Origin of the sequence: Methanolobus sp. (assembly GCF_016278385.1) — an archaeon.
Classification (GTDB): domain Archaea; phylum Halobacteriota; class Methanosarcinia; order Methanosarcinales; family Methanosarcinaceae; genus Methanolobus.
This window is the reverse complement of the sequence record NZ_JADQBY010000008.1, coordinates 23639-39341: the sequence shown is the minus strand read 5'-3', so window position 1 is coordinate 39341 and position 15703 is coordinate 23639. Positions and strand designations below refer to the sequence as shown.

Annotated in this window: 15 protein-coding genes; 7 read left to right on the top strand and 8 right to left on the bottom strand. The window is 41.7% G+C overall.

Annotation, left to right across the window (positions count from 1 at the left end):
- The first annotated feature begins 156 nt into the window (after positions 1 to 156).
- The 4 genes from QZZ23_RS03740 (at position 157) to QZZ23_RS03725 (ending at position 3404) form a co-directional block, all read left to right on the top strand.
- The gene (locus QZZ23_RS03740; protein ID WP_292466939.1) at positions 157 to 675 is read left to right on the top strand and encodes a 50S ribosomal protein L16; all 519 of its coding nucleotides are present in this window, start codon (positions 157 to 159) and stop codon (positions 673 to 675) included.
- 25 nt (positions 676 to 700) lie between these two features.
- Positions 701 to 1309 carry a translation initiation factor IF-2 subunit beta gene (locus tag QZZ23_RS03735; protein ID WP_292466937.1) on the top strand — a complete coding sequence of 203 codons (609 nt, stop codon included), beginning with the start codon at positions 701 to 703 and terminating at the stop codon, positions 1307 to 1309.
- A gap of 106 nt (positions 1310 to 1415) precedes the next feature.
- Positions 1416 to 2201, top strand: coding sequence for an ATPase domain-containing protein (locus tag QZZ23_RS03730; protein ID WP_292466935.1), 786 nt, complete (start codon positions 1416 to 1418; stop codon positions 2199 to 2201).
- Positions 2202 to 3404, top strand: a complete 1203-nt coding sequence (locus QZZ23_RS03725) for a radical SAM protein (protein WP_292466933.1) — start codon at positions 2202 to 2204, stop codon at positions 3402 to 3404. It begins immediately after the preceding gene.
- A 120-nt stretch (positions 3405 to 3524) separates the two neighbouring features.
- Here QZZ23_RS03725 and QZZ23_RS03720 read toward each other — a convergent pair whose 3' ends face one another.
- Both QZZ23_RS03720 and QZZ23_RS03715 read right to left on the bottom strand, forming a co-directional pair.
- Positions 3525 to 3785 carry a hypothetical protein gene (locus QZZ23_RS03720; RefSeq protein WP_292466931.1) on the bottom strand — a complete coding sequence of 87 codons (261 nt, stop codon included), beginning with the start codon at positions 3783 to 3785 and terminating at the stop codon, positions 3525 to 3527.
- A gap of 896 nt (positions 3786 to 4681) precedes the next feature.
- On the bottom strand, positions 4682 to 6745 hold the full coding sequence (locus QZZ23_RS03715; RefSeq protein WP_292466930.1) for a methyl-accepting chemotaxis protein: 2064 nt from the start codon (positions 6743 to 6745) through the stop codon (positions 4682 to 4684).
- 354 nt (positions 6746 to 7099) lie between these two features.
- Between QZZ23_RS03715 and QZZ23_RS03710 the strand changes: the two genes are divergently transcribed.
- Together QZZ23_RS03710 and QZZ23_RS03705 are read left to right on the top strand one after the other, a co-directional pair.
- Complete coding sequence (locus QZZ23_RS03710) at positions 7100 to 8398, top strand: tryptophan--tRNA ligase (RefSeq protein WP_292466928.1); 1299 nt, start codon at positions 7100 to 7102, stop codon at positions 8396 to 8398.
- A 22-nt stretch (positions 8399 to 8420) separates the two neighbouring features.
- Positions 8421 to 9899, top strand: coding sequence for a phenylalanine--tRNA ligase subunit alpha (locus QZZ23_RS03705; protein ID WP_292466926.1), 1479 nt, complete (start codon positions 8421 to 8423; stop codon positions 9897 to 9899).
- 15 nt (positions 9900 to 9914) lie between these two features.
- Here the strand turns inward: QZZ23_RS03705 and QZZ23_RS03700 are convergent, their stop codons facing one another.
- Genes QZZ23_RS03700 through larE form a run of 5 tightly spaced genes read right to left on the bottom strand, consistent with a single transcriptional unit; the run spans position 9915 to position 13666 of the window.
- Positions 9915 to 11042 carry a DUF362 domain-containing protein gene (locus tag QZZ23_RS03700; RefSeq protein WP_292466925.1) on the bottom strand — a complete coding sequence of 376 codons (1128 nt, stop codon included), beginning with the start codon at positions 11040 to 11042 and terminating at the stop codon, positions 9915 to 9917.
- Positions 11043 to 11102: 60 nt separating this feature from the next.
- Entirely contained in the window at positions 11103 to 11849 is a 747-nt protein-coding gene (locus tag QZZ23_RS03695; protein ID WP_292466923.1) for a DUF166 domain-containing protein, read from the bottom strand.
- 40 nt (positions 11850 to 11889) lie between these two features.
- Positions 11890 to 12426: a DUF531 domain-containing protein gene (locus QZZ23_RS03690; protein ID WP_292466921.1), complete on the bottom strand. Its 537-nt coding sequence runs from the start codon at positions 12424 to 12426 to the stop codon at positions 11890 to 11892.
- 5 nt (positions 12427 to 12431) lie between these two features.
- Complete coding sequence (locus QZZ23_RS03685; protein WP_292466920.1) at positions 12432 to 12869, bottom strand: GNAT family N-acetyltransferase; 438 nt, start codon at positions 12867 to 12869, stop codon at positions 12432 to 12434.
- On the bottom strand, positions 12866 to 13666 hold the full coding sequence (gene larE, locus QZZ23_RS03680; protein ID WP_292466918.1) for an ATP-dependent sacrificial sulfur transferase LarE: 801 nt from the start codon (positions 13664 to 13666) through the stop codon (positions 12866 to 12868). Before larE ends, QZZ23_RS03685 begins: the two co-directional genes overlap by 4 nt.
- Before the next feature lie 101 nt (positions 13667 to 13767).
- On the opposite strand from larE, the gene glmM reads away from it, so the two are divergent.
- Positions 13768 to 15108, top strand: a complete 1341-nt coding sequence (gene glmM / locus QZZ23_RS03675) for a phosphoglucosamine mutase (protein WP_292466916.1) — start codon at positions 13768 to 13770, stop codon at positions 15106 to 15108.
- Here glmM and QZZ23_RS03670 read toward each other — a convergent pair whose 3' ends face one another.
- Positions 15109 to 15699, bottom strand: coding sequence for a DUF99 family protein (locus QZZ23_RS03670; protein WP_292467193.1), 591 nt, complete (start codon positions 15697 to 15699; stop codon positions 15109 to 15111). It lies immediately after the preceding gene.
- Positions 15700 to 15703: the final 4 nt, after the last annotated feature.

The window sequence follows — 15703 nt, the reverse complement described above, 5'->3', positions numbered from 1 at the left end:
ACAGCCATCGAGATTAATCTATATTGTTGATAGGCAACATCAACAAATACAAATAAGCACATATCAATTTAGGTACAAATCCAGATGCGAAAACCAGTGATGATATATATAGTATCACGCTTTATTGCAATAATCGATTCAAGGAGATTTTAATTCATGGTAAGAAAACCAGCAAGTATGTACAGGAACGTAAGACAACGCTCATTCACCAGAAGGAAGTATATGGGTGGTGTCCCTGGTAGCCAGGTCATTCACTACGACATGGGTAACAGGAGTGCCGAGTTTCCGGTAAAGGTCACACTTATAGCAAATGAAAGATGCCAACTCACACACAAGTCACTTGAAGCTGCGCGTATCACTGCAAACCGTGCAATGACAAACGCTGCAGGACGAACAGGCTTCCACATAAAACTGAGAGTTTACCCACATGAGGTTCTCAGAGAGAACAAGCAGGCTACAGGAGCAGGTGCAGACCGTGTATCCAGTGGAATGCGTGGTGCTTATGGAAAGAACGTAGGAACTGCAGCAAGAGTATCAGCGGGCCAGAAAATATTTACAATTTCCGTAAACAAAGAGCACTTTGCAGTGGCAAAGGATGCACTTAGAAAAGCAGGCCATAAACTACCAACCCCTATCCGGATCGTAGTCGATCAAGGACAGGAACTTGTGCAGTAAAAGAAGATAACAACGAGGGATAAAGATGGAAGATTACGAAGCGCTTCTGGATCGTGCAATAGCAAACTTACCTGACATGGAGACTACGGATGCCCGTTTCGTAATCCCTGAACCTAAAATTATGGTGGAAGGTAAGACCACGATCCTCGACAATTTCAATAACATCGCAGATGTCCTGAACAGAGAGCCTGATCACGTGATGAAGTATCTTACACGTGAAATGGGTACTGCAGGCAAAATTGATGGTATGAGAGCAATATTTCAGGGAAGGTTCTCAAAAGAACAGATCAAGGCTAACATCGAGGCATATGTCGAAGAATTTGTCATGTGTTCTGAATGTGAAAGACCTGACACACAACTTATTAAAATGGACCGTATCATGGTGCTAAAGTGTTCTGCATGTGGTGCACATAGACCTGTGAAGAAAAGACGTGTTACTGCACCTGTCAAACAGGACGCCATTGAAGAAGGCAAAGAATACGATGTTCGTATCGATGCTGTTGGCTCCAAAGGTGACGGAATTGCAAAGATGGATAGGTTCACTATATTCGTACCAGGTGCTGCAAAGGGAGAGACTCTCAAGATAAGAATCAAGAGAATCAGCGGAACCCTTGCATTCGCCGAAAAGGTCTGATACCTGACAACAGGTATCTATTTTCTTTTTTTTTAAAAGCAATTATTATATATTAATTGGCCGTATTTATATTAAAATACTCGAAAATAATTACTCGAGGAAAAATATGGCACGAGTACCCACAGGAATACCAGGATTTGATGAGCTTATAGAAGGTGGGTTCATTGAAAACGACGTAGTTCTCCTTACAGGAGGACCCGGTGCAGGAAAATCTACTTTTGGCTCACAGTACCTATATTCAGGAATTATGAATTACAACGAGCCAGGAGTTTACGTCACGTTTGAAGAGACACCTGCACGCATTATGAGAAATATGTGGAGACATGGATGGGATATGGAACGTCTCACCAAAGAAAATAAACTCCGCATAATAAGAGCCGACCCAATTGCATACGACCGATATATAAAAAAGACCATGGAACCTGAAAAAGAAGGAGACCATGAGAATGCAACCCTGGAAACCGTTTTGAAACAGATATATGCAAGTGTCAGAGAAATTGAAGCTAAACGCCTGTTCATCGATTCACTGACATCTCTAAAGATATCCCCAAATCCTGTAGATGTAAGACATATTATCCTTGAGTTCATTAAGAATGTTGAGAGCTTTGATTGCACCACACTTATTACAAGTGAGATTAACAAAGATCCTGAGAATTTCAGCGTCGAAGAATACCTTGCCGAAGGAGTTATCTGCCTTAAGGTCAACAGGATTGACGGAGAAAGGATCAGATTCCTTGAGATACTGAAAATGAGAGGCGTAAAGCATGATGAAGTGCTTCGCCCATATGTGATAACTGATAAAGGCATATTTGTCTATTCATCCGAATCTGTTATAGGTAAGGAAGCTGATGTATTCTCCCTCGATAGGCGTACAACCCTTGGGGAAGAATAAATGAAAGTCGATCAAAAAGATTCAGATAACAAAGACATTACATTGGTTTCAATACCCGGACTTTCAATCAAAATGGATAAAAAAGCTGATTTTGTCCATCTTAAAGCACATGGGCCTTTACGAAAAGCATGTGCTCCGTTTTTGAAAAGGATCAATGAAAGGCTGAAAGAGGAAAAACCTGCTTTTGTGGATGACGATAAGATTATTGCATCCACGTGGCTGCCACCCATCCCAAGCAAAGCCTTCAACAGACTGCTTCTTGCAGAAACACAGATAGCACTTGGAAGATACATCCCTGAGACCGTTTCCTTTGAAATCACACGCAATTGCAAATGTAATTGTGAACACTGTGTGGTCAGCGGAGGAGAAGGTGACCTTGATATTGAAACCATAAAAAGAACAATAGATGATGTGCTTGATATGGGTGCAATAGTTATCGTTTTTACCGAAGGCGACCCCATGCTTCGCGAAAACATCTACGAGCTTATCGATTACGTAGATAAAGAGCGTGCTATCGTTAACATGTACACCCCAGGTACAGAGATGACACCTGAAAACGCAAGACGCCTCAAGGAATCAGGACTACACAATCTATTGGTGAGCATTTATTCCACTGAATCCGAAAAACACGATGCTGTCCGTCGTTTGGACGGAGCATTCGAAATGGCTACAAATGCCATGAAAATGGGACTTGAAGCAGGACTGCTCGTTACAATGGCAACCCATGTTTCACCTAAGAATATAGATGAACTGCCTGCAATGTATGAACTCGCAAGGGACATCGGCGTTCATGAGTTCTCCCTGTGGGAATCAGTTCCAAAGAGAAAGGATGATGCAATTATCAGCGATGATGACAGGCAGAAAGTGCTTGAAATGCATCACCGCATCAATTCAACCAAAGGCGGACCTCGTATCTTTTCAAACACATACTTTGAAGGAGAGATGCTTGGGTGTATGGCAGGCCAGAGATGGATGCATGTATGTGTTGACGGTCTGGTTAAAGCGTGCCCGTACATTCCTTTGCACTACGGAAACATTCAAGACAGTTCCATAAAGGACATATGGACGAAGATACGCAAGGATAAGCATTTCAGAGGTCAGCGAAGCACATGCTTGATGCAGGAGCCAGAGTATCTTCAATTCGTTGAGATGATACCGGAAGAAGCATCAAAACCGTATCCAATAGATAAACTGAACGTGTAACTCGGTTTATCAATATCTTTTTTCAGGAACGTTTTCTTTCATTGCAAGGAATTTTTTGAAATAACCATGCATTTGATAGTAAGAAAAAACCAGATCGGTAGTGGTAAAAATCACTATAAATTACAAATATGGCTTAATGGGACTATTCATTACTCGCATATGGTTTAATACTACGAAAATAGAACCACCGATCCACAACGAATAGATTAAAGCTGCCTTTTTAGCACCATATTCCAAGGCCAGTTTCCTCAATAGCTTATTGCCAACAAGAATCTCTTTTATTTTTAGTTCTTTTGAATGGTCATTTTTATTGAAGCTTACAAGTATCCTCCTTTGTTGGTATTGTTTTATCGCAGGCCATTTAGAAACCATGATTATCATAGAAAGAAAGAAAGAAACAGAGCGTACCCAATATAGGATCAAAATACATCATCAATGTGACAACAAACATCAAAAAGCAACAATGACTGGAATATAGCTTTCCTTTTTTTTCATGTATGATAGAGATTGTATGACCCAATTATTAAGAAAAAAATTGCAGCAGGCAATACTAATCTTTCATCCATGCAGGTGACCTCATTATGTTAAACACATCCAATACTCAAATATTTTGTGCTGACGTGATGTCTTTTATATAGAGTTACGGATGAACTAAATGCACAAATGATTCATCAACTAACTCATGTCCATGATTAGAAAATTTACACATCAATAGGTATACTTAACAATTTCATTTGCAGATAGCAATCTGAAAAAAAGCATTGATATTAACCTAATTTGATGAAGAGTCCCTATATAAACTTTAAACATGAACCCCAGAATGCAGTGAGTATTGATTATTATTCCAAACAATTCGATGAATTTTGAATTCGTCCTTTTGACGAAGTATGTTCACAAATTGAAGACCTACATCGATATATTCACAGGAAGAGAATTACCTCCGTACTTGCGGGCTGAATAGATTTTAAATATGATTACTGGACCAAAGAACAATGCTCCAAAATCAAATATAGTTATACCATTACCAAATCCACATTCATCCCCACAACTGGGAACTAAAATCGAATGTCCATAATCCGAGTTGATAGTATGAAATATTTACTATGAGCTATAATGAAATTTAAATGTATTTCTCAAAATTAATCCTGCCTTGGGCGACATATGTGGGCAATTCAAAAAACGAATATAATCTGCTGATTTGGTATGTAAGTTTGCTCTAAATAAAAAAAAGAAGAGAAGGATTGTGCCATGCATCCTTCTTTTCAGGACGAGGTGATCTAACCATCAATAGCTTCGTTAGAACCCAGTTTGAACATCTTAATACCGTCCTGTAGGTCCTCAGACAAGCTTGCAAGTTTCTGTGCTGATGTTGCAATCTCTTCCATAGAAGCAGTCTGCTGTTCAATGGCTGCAGATGTTTCCTGAGTTTCTGCTGCAGATTGCTGTGATATCGTAGATACCTCTTCAACGGAAGCCGTGATTTCTTCAATGGATGCAGATTGTTCCTGCGCGGCCGCAGCAATATCCTCAGCCATCCTTGCAACCTTTCCCCCGCCTTCTACTATTCTCTTGACCGCAGCTACTGTCTCGTTCAGTGCAATTACACCTGTACCTACAGAACTGACGCTGCTCTCCACGGATTCAACAGCCTTGTGAGTACCTTCCTGTATTTCCCCAATGAGATCTGATATTTGATGCGCAGCATCTCCGGAGTTTTCTGCAAGTTTTCTAACTTCATCGGCTACTACGGCAAACCCTCTTCCATGTTCTCCTGCCCTTGCAGCTTCGATAGCTGCATTAAGTGCAAGGAGGTTAGTCTGATCTGCAATACTAGTGATTATGCTGACAATCTCACTAATTTGAGCAGACTTTTGATCTAACTCCCTGATAACTTCAGCGGAAACCATTGATGATGTTTGTATCACATTCATCTGTGAGATCAGGTTTTCCGACTGATTGCCGACATCCTGAATTAGATTGCTTGCAGTAGTTGCAGTCTCTGCTGCAAGTTGAGCTTTTTCTGCTATACTCTGGGTATTACTGGTCATATCAGCCATAGCCTTTGCAATCTCATCACTTTTGACATATTGGCTCTGAGCGCCTTCGGTGATTCTGTTGATCGCAGAGGAAATCTGACTGGAACAGGCAGTTACCTCCTGTGAAGTGGCTGCCATTTCTTCGGCTGCAGAAGATACACTTATCGAACCATTCTGGACCTCTTCAACTAACTTCCCGAGATTTGATACCATTTTTCTCATGGAATTTGAAAGGATCCCTAATTCATCAGTTGAATCATTGCTTATCGTTACTGCAAGGTTGCCTTCAGATACACTGTTTGCAACACCTACTACCTCATCCAGAGGTTTTGTTATAGATTTTGAAAAGGTAAGACCAATCACTAAGCCAATCACGGCGAATATTAACACGGCTGCAATCAGGCCATTTCTGATAGCATCCAGAGGACCTGTGAACTCTTCCTTGTATGCTGTTGATGCAATATACCAGTCAGTAGGCTCGTAGTATGTATATGCTGAAATTTTATCTCTTCCTTCCCATCCGTATTCCACATAACCTTCTTTATTTGTGAGTATTTCCTGAATAAAGTCATTATCGTACACACTTTCGCCTTTACTGTTTGGATGAATTAGCAAATTACCCTGTGAATCCATCACATAGAAGTATCCAGTCTCACCTACAGTCAAGCCTAGTAGCTGCTCTTCCATTTGCTGCCAGAATGGATCCTCATCAACTCCTATACCAAGGATTCCGACGACGTTCCCGGAAATGTCCTTTATAGGCTTGTAAGCAGACCTGTGCCACTCATTCACTACCCATGCTCTTCCATAGTATACATCCCCATCCACGACTACGGTATCATATACCTGTTGCGATACTGGAGTTCCTGTGGCACGGCTGCCGTCATCCCTTGTATTGGTAGTGGAAACCCTTATTGCCTCTCCGTCCATGACCTGGAAAATGGTAGCAGAATCCCCAAGCATGGAATTGATGTTGTCTACCACCTCGTGGTTTCCATTTACAACATAATCCTCACCAAAGACCAGTTCTCCATTTATTATCGATGGCGAACCTTTTGTTTCCATTAGCGCCTGAGCAGCTTTGAGATCATCATTTACTTTGTTCTGAGCACTCTCAAAAGTACTCACGATATAAGTTTTTTCAATAACTAGTTGTTTTTCCAGATTCTCCTGTATCTCGGTAGAGATTGCCTGCTCTACCTGTTGATATGCATATGCACCCATTAATACAACAGGTATAATGGAAAATATTAGTGCAAAAGCAATGAGTTTTCTTTTAAGGCTGATATTATTCAAAATATTCATTTAATATTCCTCACTTCCATATAGTATCTGATCACGTGGTTAGCGTGAACTGTACAAAATACACAGAATATAATAGTATATATATATAGAATATATGTAATATATAAATACTGTTATTATAACTATTATGATTTGATAAAGGCTCACTGGTGGCTACGTAAAGACTCTTTTTAGGGTAGAGCGATAACTGCGAATTACTTTGAATTGCACAATAAAGATAAATCATTCAACAGAGCAGAAGTTCCCGACAAGAACATTTACATATCACTAGGTATTTTTACTAACAATTTCATGTGCAGATACCAATCTGAAAAAAAGCATGGATATTAACTTAATTTGATGAAGAGGCAATATATGAACATGAAGATCGACCCCTGGAGCGCATTGAACATTGATGATTATTCCAAATTATTCGATGAATTCGGAATACTTCCATTTGATGATATGGTCCGGGAGATAGAGTATCCTCATAAGTTCATGAACCGTAAGATCATTTTCGGACACCGCAGCTATGATCTCATCACTGATGCAATGAAAAACAATAAACCATTCTCAGTTATGAGTGGATTCATGCCTTCCGGGAAGATCCATCTCGGACACAAGATGGTAATGGAAGAGATAATCTGGCACCAGCAGCAAGGTGGAGATGCTTTTGTTGGTATTGCAGATAGAGAGGCGCATTCCGTCAGAGGGATGTCCTGGGAAATATGCAGGGACATAGGCATAAATGAGTATATAATCACACTTATTGCGCTTGGTTTTGAACCAAACGGACATATTTACTTTCAGTCTGATTCAGAGCAGGTAAAGGATCTTGCATTCGAACTTGCATCCAAGGCAAACTATTCAGAACTCAGTGCAATCTACGGATTCACGGGTGAGACAAACGTTGCACACATGTTGAGTGCAGTCACCCAGAGTGCAGATATACTTCATCCCCAGCTTGAAGAATACGGCGGACCTAAGCCAACTGTCATACCTGTTGGCGCTGATCAGGACCCGCACATCCGCCTTACAAGAGGACTTGGACACAAGATGAATATGTTCAAGATAGAAGGCCGGGAAGATAAGAATGGGAACAAATACTTCAGTGTCCGCAGCAAGGGTGCTCCTGAAGATGCACTGAAAGAATTAAAAGAACGTATTCCAGGAAAGACAAAGCTCTTTGAAGGACATGTTGATGTATTCAGCGCAGATAACTTCGAAATACTCCTGAAGACCGTCAGGGAAGTGGAACTGGAATTCGGAGGATACGCATTCGTACCACCATCATCTACATATCATCGATTCATGTCAGGACTGCAGGGCGGAAAGATGTCAAGCAGTGTGCCAGACAGTTATATTTCACTTACAGAAGACCCTAAGGGTGCTGCAAAGAAAGTCAAAAGAGCAAAGACAGGCGGCAGGATGACCCTCGAAGAACAGAAGAAACTTGGCGGCGAACCGGAAAAGTGCTCAGTCTATGAAATGTTCCTTTTCCACCTTGTGGATGATGAAGAGGAACTGGCACAGATATACACAGAATGCCGTGAAGGGAGCAGGGTTTGCGGAAACTGCAAAGCTCTTGCAGCAGAAAAGACAGAGAAATTCCTCAAAGAACATCAGGAACTGCGTGAAGTCGCAAAAGACAGACTTGATGAATACGGATTATGATTATTAATTAACAGGTGTAATTATGAGCTCACAGTACAACCTTACGCCCAATGAGAAGAAAGTATTGATCGCATTGGAGGATTTAAGTGACGCAAGCCCTAGCGAGCTGGCTGAAAAAGCAGAGATGAAGATGGAAACTGCAATTCAGGCTGCTTTTTTGCTAGAGGAGAAAGAACTTGCACAGGTAGAGGAAACTGTAACAGAGATCTTTGAACTTACAAATGAAGGAACGAAATACGCTGCTGAAGGACTTCCTGAAAGGCAGATCATAAATGCTATTTCTGAGCCTGTGTCCATGGATGAACTTAAAGAGAAATTCAACCCTGCAGTAGTTGGTATTGCAACCGGATGGATGCGTCGCAAAGGTTGGGCAAGCATAGAGAAAGGTATGATAGTCCCAACAGGAAATGCCGATCCCAGCGCAGATGAGCAGGTTCTTGCCGCATTTGCTGGTGAGGAAAAGACATTCGATGAACTGGGAGCAGACAAAAATGTCGTCAACGACCTTATCAAACGTAAACTTGTGCTAAAGAGCGAGGACAAGCAGAGAAAAATAATACTCACGTCCAAAGGCATGGAACTCGTTGCAGCAGGAATTGTAGTTGAGGAAGAATTCGCACAGATAACTTCCGAGATGCTAAAGAGCGGCGAATGGAAGAACAAGAAGTTCAGACCATATAATATACACACTACTCCAAAACCAATATATGGAGCAAAGATACATCCATACCAGCGCCTTATTGATGAAATGAGACGTATTTTCCTGGATATGGGATTCACCGAGATCAAAGGCGAGGCAATTCAGAGTTCTTTCTGGAACTTCGACTCACTTTTCCAGCCACAAGATCACCCTGCAAGAGAAATGCAGGACACATTCCACCTTTCCAGCACATCAGAACTTCCTGAAGAGTACAGGGATAACGTATGTGCTATGCATGAGCATGGAGGAGAAACAGAGTCCACAGGGTGGGGAAGCAAATGGAGCGAGGAGATAGCCTGCAAGAATGTCCTGAGGACACACACCACGGCATTAACTATCAAATACCTTGCAGACAACCCCGAACCTCCGATCAAGGCGTTCTCAATAGACAGAGCATACCGCAGAGAAACCATTGACCCTACACACACCCCTGAGTTCGAGCAACTTGAAGGCGTTGTCATGGACAAGGACATGTCATTCTCAAATCTTCTCGGATGCCTTTCTGAGTTCTATCACAGAATGGGCTTTGAAGATGTGCGCTTCAGACCAGGATATTTCCCTTACACCGAACCAAGTGTTGAACCTGAAGTATATGTAGATGGACTTGGATGGGTTGAACTTGGAGGAGCAGGTGTTTTCAGGAAAGAGGTCACACACCCGTTGGGAATTAAGTACCCCGTTCTTGCATGGGGACTTGGAGTCAGTCGCCTTGCCATGCTAAAACTTGGACTTAAAGACCTGCGCCAGTTGTACCACTCTGACATTGACTGGCTGCGTAAGAGTGAAATATGCCAGCTTTAAGCTGGTATACACCATTTATCTTTTTGCAGTTGTGATTATTTTTGCCAGCAGAGACTTCTCTATTTCTACTGCATTTGCCGGACAGAGTTCACGACAACAATAACACATAATACATTTTTTCCTGTTGATCTCAAGATGGTCGTCAATTTCCTCTATTGCATGGACAGAACAGTTCATTGCACAGGCACCACAAAGAACGCATATTGAAGTATCTATCTTTGGCCGCATTTCAAAATACCTGCCAAAAAAACGAGTCACGGGTTTCGGCATGTTGAAAAGTAGACCACCGCTTGATGATTTGTATTTCATTTTCACATCATCCAGATCAGCACCTACCACATCCGGAGACTTCACGCCCATACCTCTTTCAAGCGCCGCAACTGTGGTTGGAACTTTCATTGGATCGAGACCTATTATACCAGAAGCTATCACATCAAGGGATACACAATCATACGATGCCATGATTAAACCCGTTTTCACAGGAGTACCACGAGAAGGTCCGTTACCTTCCATACCAACAACTGCATCCATTACAGCAAGATGAGGCTTTGCAACAGAATACAGATCCACGACTGCCTCTCCAAACAGCTTCCTGTCAGCCAGCAGGTGCATTTCTTTGCGAGTACTAAGAGGCAATGCACCGAACATATTCTTTACTGCACCCGTATAATATGTCAGCTCATGGGTTTTTAATTTGGGAAGAGAAATAATCATATCCGCATCCATTATGGCTTTGGATATGTAAAGTTTAGGGAAATGAGCAGAATCAACAACACCAATTTCCACATAACCTGCGGTCTGGAAATTTATGAGTTCGACATTATGGATTTCTGCAACTTCTTCAATGCCGGATACCTTGAATGCTTCGGCTGTTGCCCCCGGATGAGTCATACCCGAACCATCGCCGACAACAGGAACACCACCCGCTTCTTTTACAAGCTCACAAACTGCAGAGACAATAGAAGGATGAGTGGTAACAGCCTCCTCCGGTTTGCGGCCGGCAAGTACATTCGGTTTGAGAAGAACACGATCACCTTCAGATATCAGAGGTTTCAGACCGCCAATCAGAGATAGAGCCTCAGCAACACATTCTCGGGATAGAGAATAATCATCACATCGTACAATAGAAACTTTGCTCCTCATAGAAGTTACATTAGAATGATAAGTTAAAATAAGTATTGAAGACTGTTGGAAGTCTTGACCTTATTTGCCTTCCATCGCATCTTCAACACTTTTTCTAATGATGTATCCCGCTTCATGCAATATGGTATCACCTATTTGCACATCCTTTTCCATACTTGCAGTACAAGGATAGGAGTGGTGAGTAGAAGAAATTATTTCTTTATAGTCCTTCAGGTCAGACCATTTGAGTTTCTTGGCAACGAACCAGGTTGCACCACACGGAGCATCTCGCAGAACCTCAACATGAGTGAAAATCCCATTTACAGGGTCTGTCTCAATCTTTAGCAATGGATGACCAAATCCCATATTTACGAATTCATCAATTAAGGGTTTTCCTGTAATGTCAAGTGAACAGAATGGTTTTGGACATTCACATTCAATACCCTGTGATTCAAGTTTGCCCTTTACCTGTTCAGTCAGCCCTGCTGGCACCAGACGGGAATCATCCACAGGTATGAGAACAGCCTTTGCACCCATCATTTCTGCAATATCCGGCACAGACATCAACATATCCGGATGCAGGTCTATGGCAATGATGAGATCTGTAAGCGGTAAGTTGCCAGGAATATACTCAGTTGGATCTTCCACAAAATCAGGAAGATCGGTACGCAGTTCGAAAAGACCCACTATCATGGGAGCAAAGCTTGCTCTGGGTTCCCGGCAATGATCACACAGGTCACCACATGATACGCAAAAACTATCCGAATTGACAAGGTTACCAACAACCTTCCTGCCAAATTCCCCTGAATAAAATATGCTCAGACGCATGCAACATAGTATACATATGATACTAAATAAAGCTCCCTGCCTATTTTCCTGAACTCTTTGTATGAACAATACCCATAATATAAGCAGGTATACACCCAATAGCTGTACATGTCTCAAGGGAAATACCCTGGGAAGTAATGTCAAGATGATACCTGGCAAGACTGAAAAGATCTTTTGGAAGACCTTTACGTCCAAGTCCTACCAGCACCAAGAAGGACTTGTTGTGCATAATCTCATCTGCAAAGGTTTCCGGGGTCATCGCATACTTCTTATCAGGTTTAGATGTTGTAACAACAACCGAACCGAACTGAGACTGGAATCCTTTCTTTGGCAGGTCAAATACGAATAAATGACGCTTTTCATGCAGCATCCTCAAGTATTTACCTGATTCTCCAATTGTCGTTTTATCTGCAACAAAATCAACCAGCTCATCGGCGTCCATATTAAAAGGGAAATCAAAAAGAGCAAGAGAGAATCCAAATGCATGACATATGGGTGCAGCCCTTGCTATTGCCCTGTAATGAGCATCCAGCACTTTGATTTTATCATACGTATTAACTATACCCAATGTCAGCAAGAACATCACCTTTCCTTTTTACTTATATCAAGACGCAAGACTGATTGCTTACAGTTATTAAACTTGTTGCAATCTGCGCAATCGTCCCACAGTTCTTTTTTTTCAGAAGCATCAAGCATGACAAAACCTGTTTTTTCAAAAAACACAGGTGATGTAGTTCTCGTAAAAAGAAAGCTTTCATTATCCAGCCCCAAAACAAAAGCTTTCAGCAACTGGCTTCCAATTCCCTTTCCACAATGATCAGGATGAACAGCTATGGAATGAACCACAGGGAATCTGTCAATTTCCAGACATGCTGCTCCAACTATCCTGCCATCAATTTCTGCAACTAAGAAATCTTCTACCAGGGTGCCTTCAATATCAAGAAAATAAGTAGACATCAGTACCTGAATAGTGTCTTCATCATTCAACTCTGCTTTTCGGATTATCACATCAACGGTCATAATATCTCATCCATGCTTCCACTTCTGAAGCCTTTCATATCAAGTGTGACATAACTAAAACCTATACTTTTCAGATATGAAACTACATCTTCCCTCATTCCCAGCAATGAGACCAGATCGTCAGGGTGAACCTCGATACGTGCAATTCCTTTGTGATCCCTTACTCTTAACTCCTCAAAACCCAGTTTGATAAGAAAATCCTCTGCCATTTCCACTCTTTTAATACCTTCTTCAGTCAGAGCATCCCCATATGGAAAGCGTGAAGCAAGGCACGGAGATGGACTCTTGCTTGCAACGGAAAGTCTGAGCTCTTTTGCAATCTGCCTGATCTCATCCTTTGTAACATCAAACTCAATGTAGGGAGAATACACTTTATCTCCAGCTTCTTCAATCGCTCTCTTCCCAGGCCTGTATGAACATGAATCAGAAGCATTGCTTCCTTCAATAATAACATTAAAACCAAGTTTACCCTTAACGGAGTTTAAAACTCCAATAATCTCTTTCTTACAATAATAGCACCTGTTAGGGCTGTTCTCTGAAATCAGAGGAAATGACAGTTCATCCAGGTAAACGATCATGTGATCAATTCCTATCTCTTCAGCCACCCATTTTGCACATCCCAGTTCCCTTTCGGGGAATGAATGATTTTTGATGGTTACAGCGACTGCCTTTTTCCCAAGGACACTGTAAGCTATGGATGCAAGAACAGAACTGTCCACACCTCCTGAAAAGGCAATTATTACACTTTCCTTTTCAGATATACCTTTTTTCAATAATTCCAGTTTTTCATTGACCATTTGTTGACAATATGCAGAATATCATATTAAGCATATTCTCACAAAACATAAAATAGGATTTTAACGTATACATGTAATACTTTTAATAACGGTGATAAATGATGGCATTTTTTGGAACTAATGGCGTAAGGGGAATAGCTAACGAATACATAACTCCGCAACTGGCAATTGACGTTGCAAGGAGCCTTGGAACATATATGGGATCAAAAGGTGTAGTTGCAATTGGCAGAGATACAAGGGCATCAGGAGAGATGCTTAAATCCGCTGCAATTGCCGGTGCACTTTCAGCAGGTCTCACAGTAATTGACGTAGGCATATGCCCTACACCTTCTGTGCAGTATTATGTAAAAGAATATGCAGACGCAGGAATAGTTATAACTGCATCTCACAATCCAAGGGAATATAATGGGATCAAACTGATAGCAGGTGATGGCAGTGAGCTTTCAAGAGAGGGAGAAACAGAAATCGAAAAGCTCTACTATTCCAAAGAGTTCAATGCCGCATCATGGGAACGTACTGGAGACCTGCGTCATGACAGTAATGCCAACGAATTCTATATGAAAGGAATAATCAATTCCGTAGACCACGAGCTTATTCGGGAGAAAAGATTCAAGGTTGTTACAGATACGGGCTGTGGAGCAGGTTCTGCCACACTTCCATTCCTTCTCCAGAAACTTGGATGTGAGGTCATCACAATTAACGGTCAGATAGATGGAACATTCCCGTGGAGAAATCCGGAGCCAACCCCTGATGTGCTTACAGAGCTTGCAGATATTGTAAAAAAATCAGGGGCTAACATGGGTGTTGCACAGGATGGAGATGCAGACCGCGCAGTATTCTTTGATGAGAATGGGGAGTTCATAGAGGAAGAAGTACTCCTTGCAATGATGGCAAAATACGTTCTGGAAAGGAAAAAGGGCCCAATTGTCACACCGGTAAGCTCCTCATCACGCATGCTCGATGTTGCAAAAGAAGCAGGTGTGGAACTTATATGGACTGCAGTGGGCTCCATCAATGTCGCACGTAAGATGATGGAAACTGATGCAGTATTCGGAGGAGAGGGTAACGGAGGACTAATATTCCCTGAGCACCAATACTGCCGTGACGGTGCAATGGCCTGTGCAAAGTTTCTTGAGATTATCGCAAATGGACAGAAGCTGTCAGAACTTGCCAGAAGTGTGCCTGTGTACTTTAACTCAAAGACAAAGATCAAGGCTGAAGACCTTCCCAAAACCATGGAAAAGGTCAAGATAGAAGTGCTCTCAAAAGGCGATGAAGTCGATACAAGAGATGGTGTTAAAATCTGGTATGACGACGGATGGGTGCTAATCAGACCATCAGGAACTGAACCAATAATCAGAATATTTGCAGAATCAAAGACAAAGGAAAGAGCAGACGCTTTCATGAATGAAGGAGTAGTGCTAGTAAACAGTTCCAAGTAGTCAGGCTTTGCCTCTTGACTCACCAAGGATGATTCCTGTTGCAATTAAATGAGCCACTCTCAGTGGCTCAGGTATATTGCTTCTTGTTGATGAAATTTGTACTATTCGAGTAGCAAATTCGGGCTTGATCCCACAACACTGAATAAACACCGGATTGGACTCATCCTTTGTTATGACTTTACTAATAGTACCTGCTTTTTTGATTATTTCCAGTCGTTTTTCCTTATCAGGTAGAAAAGAGAGGGCACTTTCCATTGCTTCTAAATTGGGAAGACTACGCATCAGTACAATTACCGGAATGTTCGTCTCTTTGTTAAGACAAACTATGTCAACTGGATTAAAGCCCCCATATGTGATACCATCAAGCATTATTGCCCTTATTTGAGGGAAGTGCTTGCTCTGACATATCATTTTTATGATACGGTCTGTTGCATCCAGGCCATCCCTTGTTATCTCAGAACGAAGCACACCGTCAAGCCACAGACCACCACGGAAAAAAGCCCCGACTATGGTGACAGTATCACTTATAAGTGCAGAATCATCTATCCCTAAAATACGAATCTCATCTTTTATATGAAAACGTTTAGCAATTATC

Excerpts from the sequence above, each read along its gene's own strand:
- larE (WP_292466918.1), bottom strand. The coding sequence starts at position 13,666 with ATGGTCAATGAAAAACTGGAATTATTGAAAAAAGGTATATCTGAAAAG.
- QZZ23_RS03730 (WP_292466935.1), top strand. The coding sequence starts at position 1,416 with ATGGCACGAGTACCCACAGGAATACCAGGATTTGATGAGCTTATAGAA.
- QZZ23_RS03725 (WP_292466933.1), top strand. The coding sequence starts at position 2,202 with ATGAAAGTCGATCAAAAAGATTCAGATAACAAAGACATTACATTGGTT.
- glmM (WP_292466916.1), top strand. The coding sequence starts at position 13,768 with ATGGCATTTTTTGGAACTAATGGCGTAAGGGGAATAGCTAACGAATAC.
- QZZ23_RS03705 (WP_292466926.1), top strand. The coding sequence starts at position 8,421 with ATGAGCTCACAGTACAACCTTACGCCCAATGAGAAGAAAGTATTGATC.
- QZZ23_RS03710 (WP_292466928.1), top strand. The coding sequence starts at position 7,100 with ATGAACATGAAGATCGACCCCTGGAGCGCATTGAACATTGATGATTAT.
- QZZ23_RS03720 (WP_292466931.1), bottom strand. The coding sequence starts at position 3,785 with ATGATAATCATGGTTTCTAAATGGCCTGCGATAAAACAATACCAACAA.
- QZZ23_RS03700 (WP_292466925.1), bottom strand. The coding sequence starts at position 11,042 with ATGAGGAGCAAAGTTTCTATTGTACGATGTGATGATTATTCTCTATCC.
- QZZ23_RS03735 (WP_292466937.1), top strand. The coding sequence starts at position 701 with ATGGAAGATTACGAAGCGCTTCTGGATCGTGCAATAGCAAACTTACCT.
- QZZ23_RS03740 (WP_292466939.1), top strand. The coding sequence starts at position 157 with ATGGTAAGAAAACCAGCAAGTATGTACAGGAACGTAAGACAACGCTCA.
- QZZ23_RS03715 (WP_292466930.1), bottom strand. The coding sequence starts at position 6,745 with ATGAATATTTTGAATAATATCAGCCTTAAAAGAAAACTCATTGCTTTT.
- QZZ23_RS03685 (WP_292466920.1), bottom strand. The coding sequence starts at position 12,869 with ATGACCGTTGATGTGATAATCCGAAAAGCAGAGTTGAATGATGAAGAC.
- QZZ23_RS03695 (WP_292466923.1), bottom strand. The coding sequence starts at position 11,849 with ATGCGTCTGAGCATATTTTATTCAGGGGAATTTGGCAGGAAGGTTGTT.